Origin of the sequence: Paenibacillus sp. FSL L8-0340 (genome assembly GCF_038593145.1) — a bacterium.
GTDB lineage: Bacteria > Bacillota > Bacilli > Paenibacillales > Paenibacillaceae > Paenibacillus_AQ.
In genome coordinates this window covers 3,924,302-3,943,776 of sequence record NZ_CP151967.1, presented here as the reverse complement: position 1 = coordinate 3,943,776, position 19,475 = coordinate 3,924,302, and the positions used below count along the sequence as shown (strand labels likewise).

The 19,475-nt window shown below is 52.6% G+C and carries 5 protein-coding genes; all 5 read right to left on the bottom strand.

What is annotated here, in order from left to right:
- The 5 genes from NST07_RS17570 to NST07_RS17550 are packed head-to-tail and all read right to left on the bottom strand — an operon-like array spanning position 1 to position 19,360.
- Positions 1 to 9,918: an amino acid adenylation domain-containing protein gene (locus tag NST07_RS17570; RefSeq protein ID WP_341378722.1), complete on the bottom strand. Its 9,918-nt coding sequence runs from the start codon at positions 9,916 to 9,918 to the stop codon at positions 1 to 3.
- A gap of 11 nt (positions 9,919 to 9,929) precedes the next feature.
- Positions 9,930 to 10,637: an alpha/beta fold hydrolase gene (locus NST07_RS17565; protein ID WP_341093371.1), complete on the bottom strand. Its 708-nt coding sequence runs from the start codon at positions 10,635 to 10,637 to the stop codon at positions 9,930 to 9,932.
- Complete coding sequence (locus NST07_RS17560) at positions 10,634 to 12,199, bottom strand: serine hydrolase domain-containing protein (protein WP_342479863.1); 1,566 nt, start codon at positions 12,197 to 12,199, stop codon at positions 10,634 to 10,636. Before NST07_RS17560 ends, NST07_RS17565 begins: the two co-directional genes overlap by 4 nt.
- Before the next feature lie 13 nt (positions 12,200 to 12,212).
- Positions 12,213 to 16,685, bottom strand: a complete 4,473-nt coding sequence (locus tag NST07_RS17555) for an amino acid adenylation domain-containing protein (RefSeq protein WP_342479862.1) — start codon at positions 16,683 to 16,685, stop codon at positions 12,213 to 12,215.
- 2 nt (positions 16,686 to 16,687) lie between these two features.
- A complete protein-coding gene (locus NST07_RS17550) occupies positions 16,688 to 19,360 on the bottom strand; it encodes a beta-ketoacyl synthase N-terminal-like domain-containing protein (protein ID WP_342479861.1) in 2,673 nt (890 codons plus the stop codon).
- Positions 19,361 to 19,475 lie beyond the last annotated feature (115 nt).

The window sequence follows — 19,475 nt, the reverse complement described above, 5'->3', positions numbered from 1 at the left end:
TCACCTTCTTCCCTTGATGGACTCCAGTGTTTTCAAGCGGCTTGCCTTTCTTTTGCGGTCTTCGGAATCTTTGAGAACCTCGCTCTTGTCCGTCTGGTCTTCCCTGTCCGCGAACAAATAGGCATCCAGCAGATGAATCGTCGGGTAGGAGTACATTTTGACAATCGACGTATCTTTGATAGACAAAGCATTGATTTGGGCATTAATCTGAATCAGGTCAAGTGAGCTTGCTCCCGCTTCGAAAAAGTTGTCATGCAGCCCAATCGCCTCCAGCTCCAGATAGTCCATGAACAGTTCTGCCAGCTTCTTCTGCGTCTGCGTAAGCGGTGGTGCATATTCGGTGCTGCTAGCCATACGTTTCCGCTTGCGTCCCGCAGGAAGAGGCCTATTAGCAGGTCTTATACCCTCCGGCGTGTTGGCCTCAAGTAAGGAATACCGGGTGTTCAGGTCGGTCGTTGACAACAGCCACTGAACGGGAGACAACTCTGCACTCATGACTTTGGATAAAATATGCTCAAGCACTTCCATTCCTTCAGCATTGGTCATTCCACCCTGGAGCTGTACCGTCTCCGGCTTTTGAGCTGCGGCATGTTCCTGGGTAATGACGATTTTGCCGATATGCTTGGCCGATGCCATATACCGGAAAGCCTCTTCCGTATCTGCGAACCGGTAGGGAATCACAGGCAGCGGTGTAAAAGTGCCGTCTTCCACATGCCGGGTAATCTCGCGGAAAAGCCTTGTGTAGCCTGGCAGTCCGCTGTCCATGCTGATGGCTGACACAGAAATTCCTTTCTCGAAAATCCGCATTCCCAGCTTGCTGTTCTCCATAATGTCCTTTACGCCCATTTCCAGAAATCTGCCATGCGGGGCCAACAAGGAAAGCCCTTTTTCGACAGCCTCTCCCGTCAGGGAATTCAGAACCACGTCTACCGTTCCGGCAGACTCACGGATTTGGTCGGCAAAAGCAAGATCCCGAGAGGAGTACACATGCGAGATACCTAGTGAACGCAGGTAGTCTCGTTTCTCTTTGGTGCCAGCCGTTGCATAAATCTCCGCTCCAGCCCACTGGGCGATTTGCACGGCTGCCAGACCCACGCCGCCTGTTGCCGTATGAATCAGCACTTTCTCGCCCAAGGAGAGCTGTCCGCGGATAATTAGCGCGTAGTAAGCTGTCATAAAGGCAATCGGCAGGGTTGCCGCTTCAGCAAACGATATCCGGGAAGGCTTGCGCACCACCGAGCTTGCCGGCACTCGCGCATATTTGCCCAAGCTTGCTCCGGCTATCGCTATCACTTCATCTCCAGGCAGCCAACCGGTTACGCCTGCCCCCACCCTCGTTACCGTTCCTGCACATTCCAGGCCGAAGCTGAAACCATAGGTATCCGGCAGCTTGAGCACACCGAGTGCATACAGCACTTCCTTGAAGTTCAGGCCGTTAGCTACCACTCTAATCTCTACCTCATCCGGTTCCGGAGGTATCCGGTATTCAGACAGGATATGGAGGCTGTTCAGTTCACCTGGGACGGCTAATCCCAGCCGGTAATTGCCGAACGCAGGCAACGTTCCTGCGCGTTCCAGCGGCAACTTGTCTGACAGTGACTGGTCACGGACTTTTCTCATGACATATTCTTCAATCTCCATGAGTACACTGCCTTCCAGATCGGTAATGCGGCAGGTATACGTCCGAGCTTCCTCACTTTGTTCCCCTTCTTGCACAATGGTGCAGAGATTAGCAGGAAACGGCCGGAGAATCTGGAGGTTCTTATACGCAAAAGGCAGATAAGCACGGCTGTCCTCCGTTTGTTCGTTGAGCAGGCTCGTTGCCCGGTCCATCAGAGCGGGATGAACTCCGTAATCAGCCGAGTCCCTTGCCAGATCCTCTGGCAGTGACAATTCGGCAACAGCTTCATTCTCGTTTCGGAAGAACCGGCGCATGTTGTTCCAGTGAGGGCCATATTGCATGCGTACCTTCGTGCCCTCCTCGGATCGTTCTGCTTCTACAGGAACCGTTGCTGTCAGTAGGCAGTTATGGAGCTTATTGAGCTCTGCGTGGCTGAGTGTCCGATCAGTTTGCTCATCCAGGCGCTCCGCGCAGCCTTTGGCATGTTGTACCCATTCTCCTGCCGTTCCTATGGAGGACATGGAGAATTCCCAGCCGCTGCTATTTTTGGACCAAACGGTTCTTAGCTCACATACCTCTTCGACTACAAGCGGCTGCACAAAAAACAGTTCTACAATGTTTAGGCCGGTATCTCCGGTTAACTCTTCAAACGATGCTCTGAGAATCTCTACATAACCTGTTCCCGGTAAAATGGAGGAACCGAGCATCCGGTGGCCGTCCAGTACCCAATGATGCTCTGCCGACAATCTGGACATATAAACCGTCTGCGTCTCCCCTGCCGTCTCACTTTTGGAGGTCAGCAGCGGGTGGGAGATGCGCAGCGGAAGATCCGATTGCCCTTCTTTGTAGGCTGGGGTATCCAAATCATCTTTGTCGGAGCCGTTATATCGGTTCACAGCCTCAATAGCCATCCCCGTCTCCTTCCAAGCATCCCAATCCACGCTGACTACGCGCATTCCAGACGACTCCCCGGCATGTGCATGGGCGAATCCGTCCATAAAGGCATTGGCCGCTGCGTACCCACTTTGTCCGAAAGCACCGAACGTTCCGCTGATCGAAGAGAACAGCAGGAGAAATGCCGGTGGCTGCTGCATATCTGCAAGCACCTCATATAAGGCTGTGGTACCTGCGATTTTGGGCCGTAGCACCGCTGCGATTTGTTCTCTTGTTGCGATGTGGATCATGCTTCCATCCGGCACTCCTGCGGCATGGAATACTCCGTCCAGCGGGCCGAAGCGCTCCGCCGCTGCGCAAATGACGCGTTCCATCGAAGCTCGGTCAGCGACATCGGCATATTCCACATGCACCTGTGCTCCGCTCACACATAGCTGTTCCAGCCGATCCTGTACCGGATGCGGCTTGCGGCTAACCAGCACAAGCTTGGCCTGATATTGACTAGCCAGATAATCGGCAAGCGCAAGGCCGATTCCGCCAAGTCCGCCAGTGATCAGGTACACCGCTCCCTTGCGCAAAGCGCCGGACGGAAGGGTTCTCCGGGGAAGGGGCACCCGGATGAAGCCATGTTCATATCGGTGTGAGGACCGCAGCGCTTGCCGAGTGGGAAGCGGACAAGCCTTACTATCCGATCCTTTGAAAGGCAGTGTCAGCAGAAGTCCGGGATTCGCGGCGGCGGACTCCTTATCGAGATCCAGTGTATGCACCCGGATATGCGGGTACTCCAGCGGGATAACGCTGGCTACTCCAAGCAGGGTAGCTTTTAGCGGATCTACAATGTCGTTCGAATAGACCCGTTCCATTTGATTTGTGACCAGCGTAAGCTCCAGCGGCTTCCCTTGCACGGCTACAGCGGCCGCACGAACCAGTTCCAGTACACTGTACAGGCAGCGGTTAAGCACCTCAATGTCGGCAAGATTCCCCCCGTTTCGACTGGATGATACTTGGGCCTGAGCCAAGGTTTCGGCTTGTCCCAACCCGAGACTCCACAGATGAATGATCCGTTCCGGCGGCTGTATCCCGGCTTCGGCAAGCACATCAAACAATTGAGTATAATGGGCCGGATTGCCGGGATCGAGGGTGTACTCAGCAGAAGATTCCCTCTGAAAGGTCCCTTCGGGGTAGATCTTGATCCAGCGGTCCCCTTGCTCCTCCAGCAACGCTGCAAGCTGGTCAGAGAGAAGGCTCCGCTCAGTGAACAACAGCACCGTCTGTCCGTTGCAGGCTGGATGTTTGTCTTCCGAGCGGCCCTCTTGCTCACTCCAGTCGGGGGCATAAGCCCATTCTGAAACCGGACGTTTGCGGGAAAGCGAGCTGTCCGGTTGGATATTCTCTGCCTTCCCCTGCTGATATTTCCAGTAATATTGCTTCTCGAACGGGTATACCGGCAGGGAAACCCGCCGTCCTTTGCGGTTCTCAAATACTATCTCCCAGTTGATAGCCACCCCGCTCATCCATAGGTCGCCCAAGGCCTGAAGCAGATGGACACCTGCAGCCTGTGCCTCGGAGGCTTTGGGTACTATGCTAAGAATCTTACTATTACTGCTGATACCCGGATTGCGGCGGATCAGTTGACCCAGCGTCCGGCCCGGGCCGACTTCCAGAAATACAGGCTCAAGCTGTTCCGCCAGCGTTGCCACGCCTTCCGAGAACCTGACGGTTTGCCGGACATGATTCACATAGTATTCAGGGTCCACCGCTTGTTCGGCTGTGATGAACCCACCCGTAACATTGGAGATGTACGGAATTACCGGAGCCTCCAATTTGATTTCTTGGAGCGCTTTGCTGTAGGGGCCGAGCATCGGCTCCATCATCGCGGAATGAAAGGCATGCGATACCTGCAGACGGAACGGCTCATGGCCGTTTTGCCGCAGCTCGGCTGACAGGGCACGAATGGATGCGGGCGGTCCCGAGACCACTGTGAGTTCCGGGCTGTTGGTCGCAGCCACGGACAGATCGGGCCTTTCGCCCAGCAGTGGAAGCAAACGTTCATGCCCCAGGCCAATACTAATCATCTCGCCGTGTTCCATCTGCTGCATTAGCGAGGATCGGCGGATCACCAGCCGGATAGCCTCCTCCAGCGTCAACACGCCTGCGATGCAGGCCGCCGTGTATTCACCGAGGCTATGCCCGATCATAGCCGTCTGTGAGATGCCCCAATGCTGCAAAAGCCGGGCCAGCGCATACTCCACCATGAACAGCAGCGGCTGGGCAATTTCGGTCTGGTCGATAGCCTTCAAAGCTGTTGCCGGCAGTGTTGACCCTCCCGAGTCCGGCCCCTGCTGCGGCAGCCAGATGGACCGCAAATCGGTCGCCAAGATCGGTGAGGCCAGCTCCAGACAGCGATCCATTTCAAGCCGGAATAGCGGCTGCGTATCATACAGGTAACGTGCCATTCCTGCATGCTGGGTTCCTTGGCCCGGGAATGCGAATACTACATGCACAGCCTCCCGGATACGGGAAATGTTGCGTGTTCCGCTCTGGAAAGCACGCAGGCCGGCAGCAAGCTCAGCTGCATCCGCGGCAATCCATGCCACCCGGCAGTTCAATTCTTGACGGCCTGTATTCAGCGTATAGGCGATATCAGCAAGCTGTTGCTCTTGACCTTCTGCCGAACTGAGATAACAGAGCAAGTCTTCTGTTTTTTGCAGCAAGGCTTCTTCTGTCGCAGCGGATAATAGGAACAATTCGGGTGATCCCTCACTCCGGTTCTGTCTGTTCCCATGATCTGCGGTGACGGAAAGCGGTGCCTCCTCCAGGACGACATGCGCGTTGGTTCCGCCGATTCCGAAGGAGCTTACGCCGGCACGGCGCGGCGAACCTTCCGGCGGCAGCCAATCCTGAAGCTTGGCATTGACATACAATGAACTTTTGTCGAAGCTGATTGCTGGATTTGCCTGCATATAATGCAAGCTGGGAGGCAACTGCTTGTGATGCAGTGCCAGCACTGTCTTAATGAATCCGGCAATTCCCGCAGCAGCATCGAGATGTCCGATATTGGTCTTGACTGACCCGATGGCTGTTCCAGTTCCATTGGAGGCGGGGAACAACCCGGACAAGGCCTTGATCTCAATGGGATCACCCAGTGGGGTGCCCGTACCATGCGTCTCAATGTAACTGATGGATTCCGCAGGGACGGCTGCGGCTTCCAAGGCAGCCGTCACAACCTCTAATTGTCCCTGAACGCTAGGTGCCGTGAATCCAGCCTTGCGCGTTCCATCGTTGTTAATCGCAGATCCTTTAATAACAGCGTAGATATGATCGCCATCCCGAACAGCCTGATCCAGCCTTTTTAACACCACAAGACCTGCACCGTCGCCGCTGACTGTCCCTTTGGCATCAGCATCGAAGGCTTTGCAGTGCCCATCCGGCGATTTAATCATGCCATCCAGGTAGGTGTAGCCCGATTTCTTGGGTACTGAGATCGACACCCCTCCTGCCAGCGCCAGATCCGATTCTCCTTGCATCAGGGAATTACAGGCTAGATGTACCGCTACTAGAGACGAAGAACAGGCGGTTTCTACGGTTAACGACGGACCTTTCAGATTGAGCTTATAAGAGATGGGCATGCTCAAGGAATGTACATTAAGATTTGCCGCCCGCCAGCGTTCTGTATCGTCCTCCAGCGAATCGAACAGGCGGTTTACCCAGTTCAAATGGACCGTTGCGCCCACAAATAAGCCAATGGCATCCCGGTACCGCATGGGATCGTACCCGGCATCCTCCAGGCTCGCCCAGGCGAGTTCATGCAGAATGCGAAGCTGCGGGTCCATAAGTTCGGCCTCTTGCGGACTGTAATGGAACAACTCCGCATCGAAGTATTCGATATCCTCAAGCATCCCCTTGGCCTTCACATACCTGGAGTCACGCAACAGCGTCTCGGCAATTCCGGCAGCGCGCAATTCTTCATCGGAAAAGAACGAAATGCTCTCCTTCCCATCCCGCAGATTGTGCCAAAAACTCGTCGGATCGGCAGCACCTGGAAACCTTCCGGCAAGTCCGATAACAGCAATATCACGGGTTGTTGCGGAAGCACCTTCCATCGGCTGTTGCTCTACTTGAGAGGTAACAGCTACATGATCGGTGTCGTTCTTCGGACTCCCTTCGGTTTGCTTCGCCGCCATGTACGCGGCGAGCTCTCTGACCGTTGGATATCGGAATAAATCGGTTACCGACAGTTCAATACCGGTGGAGGTACGCAGCTTATCGCTGATACGGATCGTCAGGAGCGAATTCCCGCCGATATCAAAAAAGGGGGCATCAAGTCCAATCTGTTCCACCCCTAATGCTTCCTTCCAGGCTTCCAGCACCGTGATTTCCATAAAGGCCAATGATTTTGCAGGTGTACCTCCGGTGACTGAGGAAGAGAACCGCAGGTTGCGCAGCGCCTTCTTGTCAATTTTCCCGTTGATCGTCAGCGGCAGCGCAGCAAGCTGCATGTAACGCGTAGGCACCGCATAGGATGGCAGCCGTTCGAGCAACGCTTTTCTTAGCGAACCTGCTTGCAGTGTGTCACCCGCGACAAAATATGCAGCCAGCTCCTTCTCCCGGTCAGATGACTGAATCATAATAACCGTACAGTCTTCTATTCCGGGCAGCCGGCTTAATTCATGTTCGATTTCTTGCAGCTCAATCCGGTATCCCCGAACCTTCACCTGATTGTCGGCTCTCCCAAGAAAATCAATATTTCCATCGGGGAGCCATCGGGCCAAATCCCCTGTTCTGTACATCCTGTACTCTGGATAAAGCGGATCGGGAATAAATTTGATTTCGGTTAGCTCAGGATTGTTCAGATACCCTCTTGCCACGCCTTCCAGCCCGACGCATAGTTCACCAATTGCTCCCACAGGCAAAAACTGTTGATCCCGGTCCAGAATATATGCAGTGGAGTTCGAGACAGGTCTGCCGATCGGAATTCTGGTCTCATATTCCCGTTCAATTGCAAATGTGGTGGACAGCACCGAATTCTCGGAAGGACCGTAGCCATTGACGAGTGCCAAAGCCGGGCAGGCCTGTCTCACCTTGTTAATCTGTGTTGGCGACAACGTATCACCACCAATAATCAGATAACGCAGGGAACGGAACAGCGAAGCATCCACACTGGCTAATTGATTGAACAGCGGTGTAGTCATCCACATCAAGCTTATTTTCTGCTGGAGCAGCGTTTCTTTTAATACCTGAGGCATCAGCAGCTTGTCCTGAGCCATAAGGTACAGTGACGCTCCATTCAGCAGTGCCCCCCAGATCTCGAAGTTGGAGACATCGAATTCAAACGGACATGTCGGCAAAATCACATCGCTGATGCTGAAATTCACAAACTCTGTATGCTTGACCAGCCGCACGATGCCTCTATGCTCGATCATTACACCTTTGGGCTTTCCGGTAGATCCGGAAGTATAAACAATGCAGGCTAGACGGTGTCCGCCATCATGCGGAGAAGGGAAGCTGTCCAACGGTGCTGGATCTTCTTTCTCAAGGATATCTTGGTAACACAGCGTATCAACATTTATGGATTTCATAGAAGAAAGCCGGCTATCCGTGTCTGACAGCATAAGCCGCATTCCTGAATCTTCGATCATGAACCTGATCCGTTCTTCGGGATAATCCGGGTGCAGAGGCACATAAGCCGCCCCGGATTTCAGAATCGCGAGCAGTCCCATGATCGTCTCCGGGCTCCGCCGAGACTCGATTCCAATATATTGCTCCGGCCCGGCTCCATGACGAATCAGTGCAGCGGCTACCCGGTCAGACATCCGGTCAAGCTCAGCATAGGTCCACTTGACTTGCTCATGAATTATGGCAATGTTCTGGGGATGGCTCCGTGCCATCGTGGTGAACCACTGCGGAATAGATTGTTCACGGAACTGCTTCAGGGGTTCGGCGGCGGACAACAGTCCGTTCATTTTTAATGCGTCAGGTTCAGCGATCCTAATGTCTGACACCTGGACCTCTGGCTGCGCGACAAGATTATGCAGCAGTTGCACAAAGCACTGTGACATCTGATTTACCACAAAATACTCATAGCTTTCCTGATCATAGATGAAGTCCATTTCGAAACCGCTGCTCTCCCGAATGAGCAGAGTAAGCGGATAATGAGTGTGCTCCACCATTTCAAAGGAACTGATCGACAACGGAACTTGCCCGGTTAGATCTTCCGGTACTGAGTCTGCCATCGGCTGCTCTAGGAGCACCTTATCCAGCGGATAGTTCTCCATGACCAGTAAGGTATCAAATAACTCCTCCGTACCTTGAATCCCAGCGTATTCCCGGATCTCAGACAGACCAGCCATTTCATATGGACGCCTGGCCGCGATTGCTGAATGAACACCTGCGAAATACTCCTGAACACTTTCCCTCTTTCGGCTGGAAAGACGCAGCGGCACCGTATTGATCAACAGCCCGACTATACGCCCGATGCCGGTAAGACTAACACCCCTGCCGGATAACGTCGAGCCAAATACAATATCATCAACATGTTTGAACCGCTGGAGCAATATGCCCCACGCACCATTCATCAAGGTGGCTACCGAAATGCCATTGTTTTGGCAAAATAGCCGCATTCCCGCCGCTGCCGTTCCCGGTATGTTCAGGGATACCCGTTTAAATCCCGAACGCCGGGGTTTGTAGAACGGCTGTATCGTTTGCTTTATTTCATAATCCCGCAGGCAATCGGCCCAATACACCGCTTCGCGTTCCGGTTCGCGTGAGTTTTTGACAGCAGCCAGATAAGCCTTCATTCCCGGCTTTGCTGAAAGGGACACTTCCTGATCTTCAGCGAGTGCCCGGTAGGTTTGAAGCCATTCTTCCAGCACAATGCCGAGACTCCAGCCATCCAGCACAATGTGATGGTACGTAAAGAACAATCTGCATTCCCCGTCGAACTTACATAATACGATTCTTAGGGTTTCCCGGGTCAGGTCGAAACGCATCGTACGGTTCCGTTTGCCAATGATTTCTGCAGTTAGCTGCATCCGTTCTTCTATGCTCTTACTCTGCTTCAGAGCCTCTTGATCTTCACTGGAAATGACGGCCATAAATTCATCAGGGATAATTCCGCCCGTGAAATCATAGATTTCCGGCAACGGTTCAAGGCTCCGAAGCACCACCTGCACAGGTGACCGGAGACCCTCCCATTTGAACACGGACCGCAATGCGTCATTCGCACGGTAGACAGCGAGCCAGGCCTCATTGAACAGCCGGTTATCGACTTGCCCCTGCAGGCTAAGGACAAGGTGCTCCATGTATTCACTTTTGGATTCCCCCTGCAAATAATGAAACAGCATCCCTTGCTGCAGTGGCCGCAGCGGCCAAATATCTTGGACGTTGTTTTTCTCAACCTTCATCTTGGGCCTCCTCACTTATGAACGGCAAGTGCATCCTGAATGGCGGCGATCACATCATCCTGCCGGTCATGAATAAAAAAGTGGCCGCCGGGCAGATTTTTGATCACCATGCTCCCGCTGATATACTGCTCCCACTCTATCCCGTTCTCCGCAGGCATCAAGGGATCATCGGTGCCGAGCATGACTGTACAATCCACCGGAAGCTTCACGCACCGGCCGTTACCGGCATACAACTCGTAGATTCTATAGTCCGCTTTGATGATCGGCAAAAAAACTCTCACTAGCTCCGAATGATTAACCAGTTCCTGAGCAGTACCGCCCAGCTTGAGAATTTCTTGAAGGAATAGCTCGTCGGGCAGTTTATGCAGTTGCTCCTCTCCATAACGCAGGTGCGGGGGATTACAGCCAGAGAGGAAGACATGTACCGGAAGTGCCTGTCCGCTCTCCAGAAGCCGCACACTCAGTTCATAAGCCGCCAGTCCTCCCAGGCTGTGTCCGTACAGCGCATATGGACTCCCCTGAAGCTGGCTGCCAATATGCTGTACAAGATCGTCAATCAATTCCTCCATACTGTCGCATAGCTTGGACCCGAACCGTTTGCCTCTGCCTGGAAATTCAAGGGGTACCACTTCGATATTTTCCGGCAGCAGAGTCCTCCATTTCAGGTAAATGGCTGCTGAGCTACCGGAATACGGAATTGTAAAAAGCTTGATAGTCATAAGGAAGCCTCCTCTTGAATCACTTGCGGGTGTGTCCGGCGGTCCGTTTGCACCGCTGGGTGTAGCGGGAACCACATTTTTAACAGTCTTAAGGCCGAGAACATCGTTCCTGTAATTGCGATCAAAATCATAGCCGGGACTATCGTAAACGGTGCCCAAACGACAATAAATCTCCAAGGATAGCCCCAAAAAAGCATTTTGGGCATATACCAGGCCACGCCCATAATAAGAGCGGCTAGGATAACCAAACCGGATGTCTTGGCGTATAGGGCGAAAGAAGGTCCCCTGCGCATCCGTCTGCCATTGCGGATCAAGCGCAGATCCTTGACCCATACGTAGATCATCCAGAGACAAAGAGCCGCACAAATGAGGATGATGATCCGTCCTGCGAGATTCGCCGTGTCCATAGTATCCATTGGTGCAGCGGCAGGTTTCAGATCTTGCTGCAAGGCATACAGTCCCTCGCAGATGGCGTAAGTCGCCGTCGTGTTCCGATTCCCCAGGACAGCAACTCCGATTTGTTGTACTGGATCAAACAAGACGTAAGAAGAGTAATTGGGATTATTGCCCCCATGTGAAAAGAGGGTATGATCTCCTTTGTTAAACACAAGCCAGCCACCTCCATAGCTAAAAGGTGTCGTGTACGGAGGAGTTTCTGTTGCCTTGACCGTTTCATCGGGAATCTGCGCACGGGCAATGGCCCCCCTAAGCTCTGAAGGTGCTGCTGCCGGGTTCATCTGTAGATTCAACCAGCGGGCCATATCCTTAGCGCTTGACAAAATGTAGCCTGCGGGTGTATTCCCGCGGTAGACGGGGGCTTGATACTCTCTGTTGCCGATAAGTCCAGGCTTGTAGCCTTGGGAGATTTTCGTGCCACCTTGCAAGATCGCTCTTCCTGCGGATGTTTGCTCTAAACCCAAAGGCTGCAAAACTTCAGCGGACATATAGGATTCATAGGACAACCCGCTCACAGCTTCAATAATCGCGCCAAGCACATCATAATTACCGGTGGAGTACAGAAATTGAGTCCCCGGTTTATACCAGAGCGGATTCTCGCTTAGTCCGAGCACCGTATCTTTGAGTGCAGTATCTTCGGTGGACGGATCAATCAGCGCAACGGAATCACTGCCCAGCCCACTGGTCTGGTGGAGGAAATGCCCAACCGTTGGTTCGGCAGACTCCCCCTTTGCTTGCAGTGCTAACCATGGCAGATAGCGGGTTACTGGCGCTTCCAGGTCTACAAGCCCTCTTTCGACAAGCAGCAGCAGACCGACGCCGGTAAAGGCTTTACTGTTGGAGCCAAGTTCGAACAAAGTGTCCGGGGTTACCGGTATATTCCGGCTGGTGTCAGCTTTGCCATACCCCTTAACATAAGTCTTGTCACCGCGAAGCACAGCTACAGAGACACCGGGAAGATCCATCTGATCCATCAGCTTAAGCACATATTCGTCGACGGACTCAGCCGAAATCCCGCTGCCAGCAGTATTTGCCGAAGCTGGCGGCAGCGCAGCTATGCCAAGCAGAATACAGGCACAGAGCATTTTGATTAGCAAGCGGTTCATGCCATCCCCCCTGTTACTTGAATAACGAATCCAATTCCTCCTGCGTCATATCTACCGCATCAAAATCGGCCGGTGTCCAGTTTGGCTCCCTCTGAACCGGCGGTTGAGTGAGAAGTTCCACAAAGAAGGCTTCATACCGCTCCATCCACTGCTCTATGACCTTGTCCGGCATACTGGAGGGATAATGTAACTCCAGATACAGTCTGCGCTTCAGAATATAAGCGTTGATCTCAAGTACGAATGGTGTTGCATTGTCTTCAGCCATATCCGGTCCTGTTGACTCATTCAGAACACGCAACAGCCCATTTCCGTAATCCTCCAGAAATTCCCCAAGATAATTGAACAAAATCCGGGGAACAGCCGGTGTAATCTGCCCTAATCCATAAGCCCAAATGCCATATCCCAGACCTTTGCGGGGCACCGCCCTGAACTGTTGGAGGATGTTATCCCTCCTCTCGATTACACTTGTACTTGCCTCAACCGTAATTCTGACCGGATACAGACTGGTGAACCAGCCAGTGGTACGCGAGAGATCAATTTCAGGGAACAAGGGCTCCCGGCCATGTCCTTCCAGCCAAATGACCTGCGTCTGCCAGCCCCAGTTATCATGAAGTGCCAGGGCAAGCGCAGTCTGCAGCAGCTCCTGGGGCTGTAGCCCGTTAATCTGCCGACACTGTTCAAGCAATAGCCCCGTTTCAGTAGGGCCGAACGTCAGCGTACGAAGCGTCGTACGTCCACTACCCGGTTGCCCTAAACAAAGCCAATGATCATCTGGGAGGTTGTAATTTCCGTTCCAATACTCCCGCTCCCGCTGGACCAGCGGTTCAGCGCGTTCGCTCAGCGCCAGCGCCCAGCGCTTGTACGATGATGTTTTGGGCAGCCACTGGTGTTCTCCCCGAAGCAATCGTCCCAAGTCCTCCATAATAATCCGCCATGAGACACCGTCTATACAGACATGGTGAGCCGCCAGCATCAGACGATTAGCACGTCCCGGCTCCATAATCAGACAGGCGCGGAAAGGGAACTGATCCTGCTCAGTAAGGCGTATGCCTGCCTTCAGTACGGTGGTATACGACAGGAACTCTTGCTCTCGTTGTTTAGAATCAAATTCGGTCAAATCAAGTACATTTAGCTGGAACTCACGCACAGAAAGGTCGTTGTTATAGGATAGCTGCTGCTTTACAGAGTCATAATGCAAGCGCAAGGAGTCATGCATCCGAATCAACTGCCTTATACTCTCTTCAAGGGTATGCATGGCAACATCTTCTCTGATCTCCAGCAGCATCGATTGCAGATAGTAGTCTTTATTCTTAAGCTCCCGGGAGAAAAACCACGACAGGATCGGTGTCAACGGGATGATTCCCTCCGGCGGACCCTGCGGCTGAACCGCCTTATCTTCCGTGAGATGCAGCAACATTTCGCTTATGAGAGGATGATCCAGAATGTCTGCCGCGCTGAGTTGAAGTCCTTGGTTTTTGAGCAGGCTTGAAATCTGAATCGCTTTGATGGAATCCCCGCCCAGATTAAAAAAACGGTCCTCCAGGCTGATTTCCCTACGCTCCAGAACGATCCGTAGTGCGGATAAAAGCCGTTCAGTTTGAGTCCCCCCTTCGTACTCCTGGACCTCTGCAGGGGCGGCATTTAAATCTTGTGCAAGCTGCCTCCGATGGGTCTTCCCATTAGCAGTAAGCGGAATCTCTGTCCTAAAAATGATGCGTCCCGGAACCATGTATCCAGGCAGGATGCCTGCCAGACGGCTGCGGATATCCAACGCTGTAAGCGAGCCTCCGACAATACAGGCGACCAGCTCCATGCCGGGACCTTCACCCTCCGTCAAGACAACTGCATTACGGATACCCTCCATCTCCAGCAGGTGATGTTCAATCTCTTCCGTCTCGATTCGGTAGCCTCTAACCTTAAGCTGGGTATCGCAGCGGCCGATATATTCCATCACTCCGCCTTCACCCCACCGGACCAGATCCCCCGTACGATACATCCGGTTGCCCTTGTTCACTGAATCCGGCAAGAATCGTTCCGCCGTCAGCTCGGGTTGATGGACGTAGCCAGCCGCAACACCGGGGCCGGAAATGTAGAGCTCTCCCCTCGCGCCTGGAGGCAGCGGCCGCAAATCCCTATCCAATATATATAGCTTCGCATTTGCAGCAGGTACTCCTATTGGAACCGCCGCTCCCTTGTCTTTTATGGGATCATAACGGTAAATCATACAGCCTACGGTTGCTTCCGTTGGCCCGTATTCGTTATAAATAGCCAGATTAGGCCCGTAGGCTTGCTGAACGGCTGCCGCAAGGCCGGTCTTGAGACTCTCCCCGCCCACAATCAGTGTCCGCAAGGCAGCATTCGGCCTCCGTTCTTCCCCCATAAGCGCAAGATGGGAAGGGGTAAGCTTGATTATTGTAGCTCTGTTCTCGCTCAGAATCCGGCTCAAGGTATAGTCCTCGCCACTGGAAGGGTATATCCTCAACTGAGTGCCGCTGACCAGTGGTACGAACAAGGATGTCAGCGTCAGATCAAAGGCGATTGAGGAATAAAAGGCGAACACCTCGTGTTCAGAAGTCAAGTATTCTGCCGCTGCCCAAGTGATATAGTTGGCCAGGTTAGAATGAAGAACTTTCACCCCTTTGGGTGCTCCTGTAGATCCCGAGGTATATAGGATGTAAGCCGTTTTTTCAGGACTCGGCCTCTGCTGTTCCCCCGCAGACAACGGGCTATGCCGGAGCAGATGCCGGGGATTGCGCGTTGGAATAGGCCAGCCGGAAGCCGGTTCCTCTGGCAGATCAGTCAACAGGCAGATTGCTCCCGAGTCTCGGAGCATATACTCCGCTCTGGCGGCCGGAACTCCGGGGTCAAGCGGCAGAAAAGCCGCGCCGCACTGAAGAATCGCCAGGATTGTAATGACCAGTTCGGGAGAATGATGCATCCGTACGCCTATAACGCCTGACACTTGCGGAAATTCTGCAGTTAGGGCTGCCGCAAGGCAATTGACCCGCTGCGCCAATTCTGCGAAGGTCTGCTTCTCATCAGCACAGCTCACGGCAATCCGATTCGGATGGAGCCGAACCTGATCTGCGTATAGATCCATAACCGTCTTTTCAAGTGGATAGTTATGGATAGAATGCTGGTTGTAATGAATCAAAGTTTGTTCCCATTGCCTTTCGGTAGACAGTGTTAGTTCCTTCAATGGGAGGTCTGGAGTATGCACCATCTGGTTCAACACATGCAGGAGACATTCCACCAGCGTTTCTGCCTCTTCCTTGCCAATGATCTGTGTCTGGTAGTCCAAAGTGAACAATAACGTGCCATCCTCGGACCAGTCCTTGATCATCAACTGTACAGGATAAGCCTGCTCGCCGGAGTAGAACTCCTCATTGCTAATCCTCATGCTGTCCACGGTTGTCAGCAGATGGGTATTATAATAATTCACAGCGGCCTGGTATAAGCTGCCATGCCCTTTTTTTCGCAACTGAAGATGCTTTGCAAGGAGATCGAACGGATACTTGTGATTGGCGAGATTACGTGAATATTCACGGCGTACCCGCTGTAAAAATGTCCGTATAGACAGGCCGTCCTTAAGATGCAGCGACAGCGGCAGATTGCCAGTGAACATGCCAACCGTTGCCTTGGTGTGAGCAGAGCGGTTGGATACAGGTATGGACAGGATTAGATCGTCTCTCTGGTAATACTTGCCTAGTACCAACCCGAATGCGGCAGATAAAAATAGGGGCAATGACACATTAAGCTCTGGCAGAATACGGATAATCTGCTCTGTGGCCTGCTTGTCGAGCAGGCGGGTATAGCGCCTGCCGGCTGGAGCAGTGGCAGTTTTGTCAAACAGCGGTTCGGGAAGAACATCAAATTTGTTCTCCCAAAATTGTTTGTTGCTCTGACAGCGCTGAGAGCTCAGGTATTGACTTTCGAGATCAAGATAAGTCAAATAGGAGGGTTCAGACACGGCACAGTCAGAAATGTCTTCCCTGCCCAGCGATTCATAATGTCCGAGAATTTGTCTGGTCAGCAGGTCCATTGACCAGCCGTCGCAGATGATATGATGGGCTTTCAAGAGAAAACCATTATCCTGCTCCCCCACCTTGAAGGTAGCAATGTGGTATAAAGGAGAATCGAAAAGTTCAAATCGTTTTGCCGCCTCTGCCTTCACCCACCTCTCATAAGCCGTCTGGGGATTGGCATATGAGCTGAAGTCGTAGCGGGGCAACGGCTGTTGCGAAGTAGTATCCGCTACATATTGTTGCGGTTCACCGTCTTGTGCCCGCAAACGCAGGCGCAGGCCATCATGAGACTGAATCACATTCTGGATCGAAGTTTCCAAACGGGGGAAGTCGAGCGTTCCGTGAATACGGACACAGCCACCAATATGATGTACGGCTGTCTGGGGATGAAGGCATTCTGTATACCAAATTCTCTTTTGGGGATGGCTTAAACGATGCAATGCCTTATTCACAAGATCCATTATCAGTGTCCGCCTTTCGCAGATATAGAATTCAATCTCCAGGATTCAATGGATTCGGCTAATCGGGCTATCGTCTGCTGCTCCAAAAAAACTTCAAGTCTAAGCGTCACGCAAAACTGTTCACATATATGTGCATGCAAGGAAGCTGCCAGCAGCGAGTTGCCTCCCAGTTCATAATAATTGTCGTTGATTCCGATCGGGGACACCCCCAGATACAGCTCCCAAGCTGCAACCAAGTCCCGTTCAACCTCTGTTCTTGGTGCGATGTATCCATCCAACTGCTCTGGCTGCAAGTTGACGGGTTCCGAAATGGGCTGAAGCGGTCCGGTAGTATCAAGTGCAGAATCATCCCGATCCACCCAGCAGCGTGTTCTTTCAAATGGATAGGCAGGCAATTCAATGCGGCGGCGGCGTTCCCCTTGATAATAAGCCTTCCAATTGACGGGGCAGCCTTCCATCCAGACTTTGCCGAGAAGAAGGTAAACGCTCTTCCATTCGGTGGTTCCATGACTTTCCGAAGGTTCACCGAGATTCATATCAAGCACTAGCCGATCTTTTTCGTTCTTACTGCTGGTCTGTAATGAGGCTCCGTCTTCCAGGGCATCCGTCAGATACGCTGTCCAAAAATCGCTGCTGCTCCACTCCGTATGAGTCATCGGGCCCCTCCCCGGCGGTGCTGCGAGTGGAACCTTCATCGGCCCCGTTTTCAGACTGGAGACACGTTGCCGGTAGCTTCGGACAAAAGTACCCTGCGCCTCCCCCGAAGTTGCGAGTGCGGCCGTAAAGGAGCAGCCAAGATACAAAGCATCCGCATAAGTCAGGAGGCCACAGGCATAAGCGGCGGCAAATAAGCCACTGCCCGTACCCTGGCAGCCCGAGGGATGGATTCCCCAGCTCTCCCAGAGTTTGAATAAGGAGATCTGCACGGTTAATACGTATGTGGCTTGTTCCTGCAATGCCGAATCTCCCTTGCCGGACCATTCCTCTGCCAGTTTCTTACCCTGCATGAAGTTGTTGTAGAATACCATTTCCTCAGCAATCCAACCCCCAAGCTCAGGAGCCTCGAAATTGGATAGATCCGGGAAGTGGAACAAGGGCATGCCCGCAAGATCGGGGTTATCTTTCTTCCCAGTCTCCCATTCCATCCATTCCGTCTCACCTCCGCAGCCGTATAGCCAAATTGCCCGGTGCTCAAACAGCTTCCGTCCGGTTTGCAGTGTATAGGCTGCATCCGCTAACAGTTCTTCTGAAGCAGAGCTTAGAAATTGCTGCAAGGATTGCTTTTGCCTCTTGAGCGCCTCTGAACTTTTGGCGGAGAGGACGAACAATTTGCTGCGCCGCAAGGAAGGTTCCTTCGGCAACACCGGCGCTTCTTGCAGGATAACATGTGCATTGGTACCTCCAAGCCCAAAGGAGCTGACCCCAGCCAGACGCCGCTGATTGGGGCTGCTCCACTCCAGCGGAACAGGATTCAGATAAAACGGGCTCTGGCCCGTCATTAACCTGTCATGTGGTGTATCTGCGTGAATAGCGGGTGGCAGTATCCTCTCTCGCAGGGCCATGACTGTCTTGATTAACCCAACAATACCTGCGGATGGCCCCGTATGACCGACGTTAGATTTAACCGAACCCAAAGCACAAAAAGCGTTTTTTTCAGTATGTCTGGCAAATACTTCATGTAGTGCCTCAAGCTCAATCGCATCTCCTAGAGGAGTGCCGGTACCATGTGCTTCTATGTAACAGATGTCCGCGGCGCTTACGCCGGCGTTCATCTGTGCGCGTTCAATAACCTGAATCTGACCTTTGACTGCGGGGGCTGCATATCCGGCTTTGAGGGCTCCGTCATTATTGACGGCTGAACCTTTAATAACGGCATGAATGGTGTCGCCATCCTCAAGGGCATCACTATATCGTTTCAGTACGACGCAACCTGCCCCGTCGCTGTACAATGTGCCGGTAGCCTGCTTATCGAACGCCCGGAGATGCCCATCAGCGGACAACAACCCGTTGTCCTGATAGTAATAGCCGTTGGCTTGGGGAATGCCGAGTGTTGCACCTCCACATACCATCATGTCACTGGAGTAAGTGAGCAGACTCTCACAAGCTAAATGTACAGCAACCAGCGAGCTGGAACAGGCAGACTGAACATTCAGCACTGGCCCGGTAAGGCCTAGCTTGTAAGCGGCCATCGTCGCCGCATGGTCTTTCTCACTTGCGATCTGCATTTGGAGTTCGGAGGCTGCTCGGTTGCCATTTAGAAGCGGCATAAGGTTGAACATTTGATAATAGTTCGCGTACACGCCCGCATACATCCCTATAAGACCTTCATAGGTTCCTGGATCATATCCCGCCGCCTCCAGCGCTTCCCAAGCCATCTCCAGAAGCAGACGATGCTGTGGGTCCATCAAGGACGCCTCTCTTATGTTGAAATTAAAGAAAGCAGCATCAAAGTTCTCAATGTTCCGAATGTTGGTGTTTGTGCGAATAAAGTTTTGCCTTCCCTCCGCAGAAGCAACTTCTGCTTTATCCTGCGAGGAAGTGTTAGCAACCACCTCTTCTCCACCCAGGATTGCTTCCCAGAACTGGGAAACGGTATCAATGCCAGGCAGACGGATGGAGAGGCCAATAATGGCAATATCCGCCTTATTATCTTCACATTCATTCTCCAATGACATGTTATCACTCCCGTAATATTGCTTTTATTCAATATCATTGTAGTATTAAAACTAATTTTGACGACGTCTTGATAATACCAACTATACTATGAAAATATTTAAATAAATACCATTC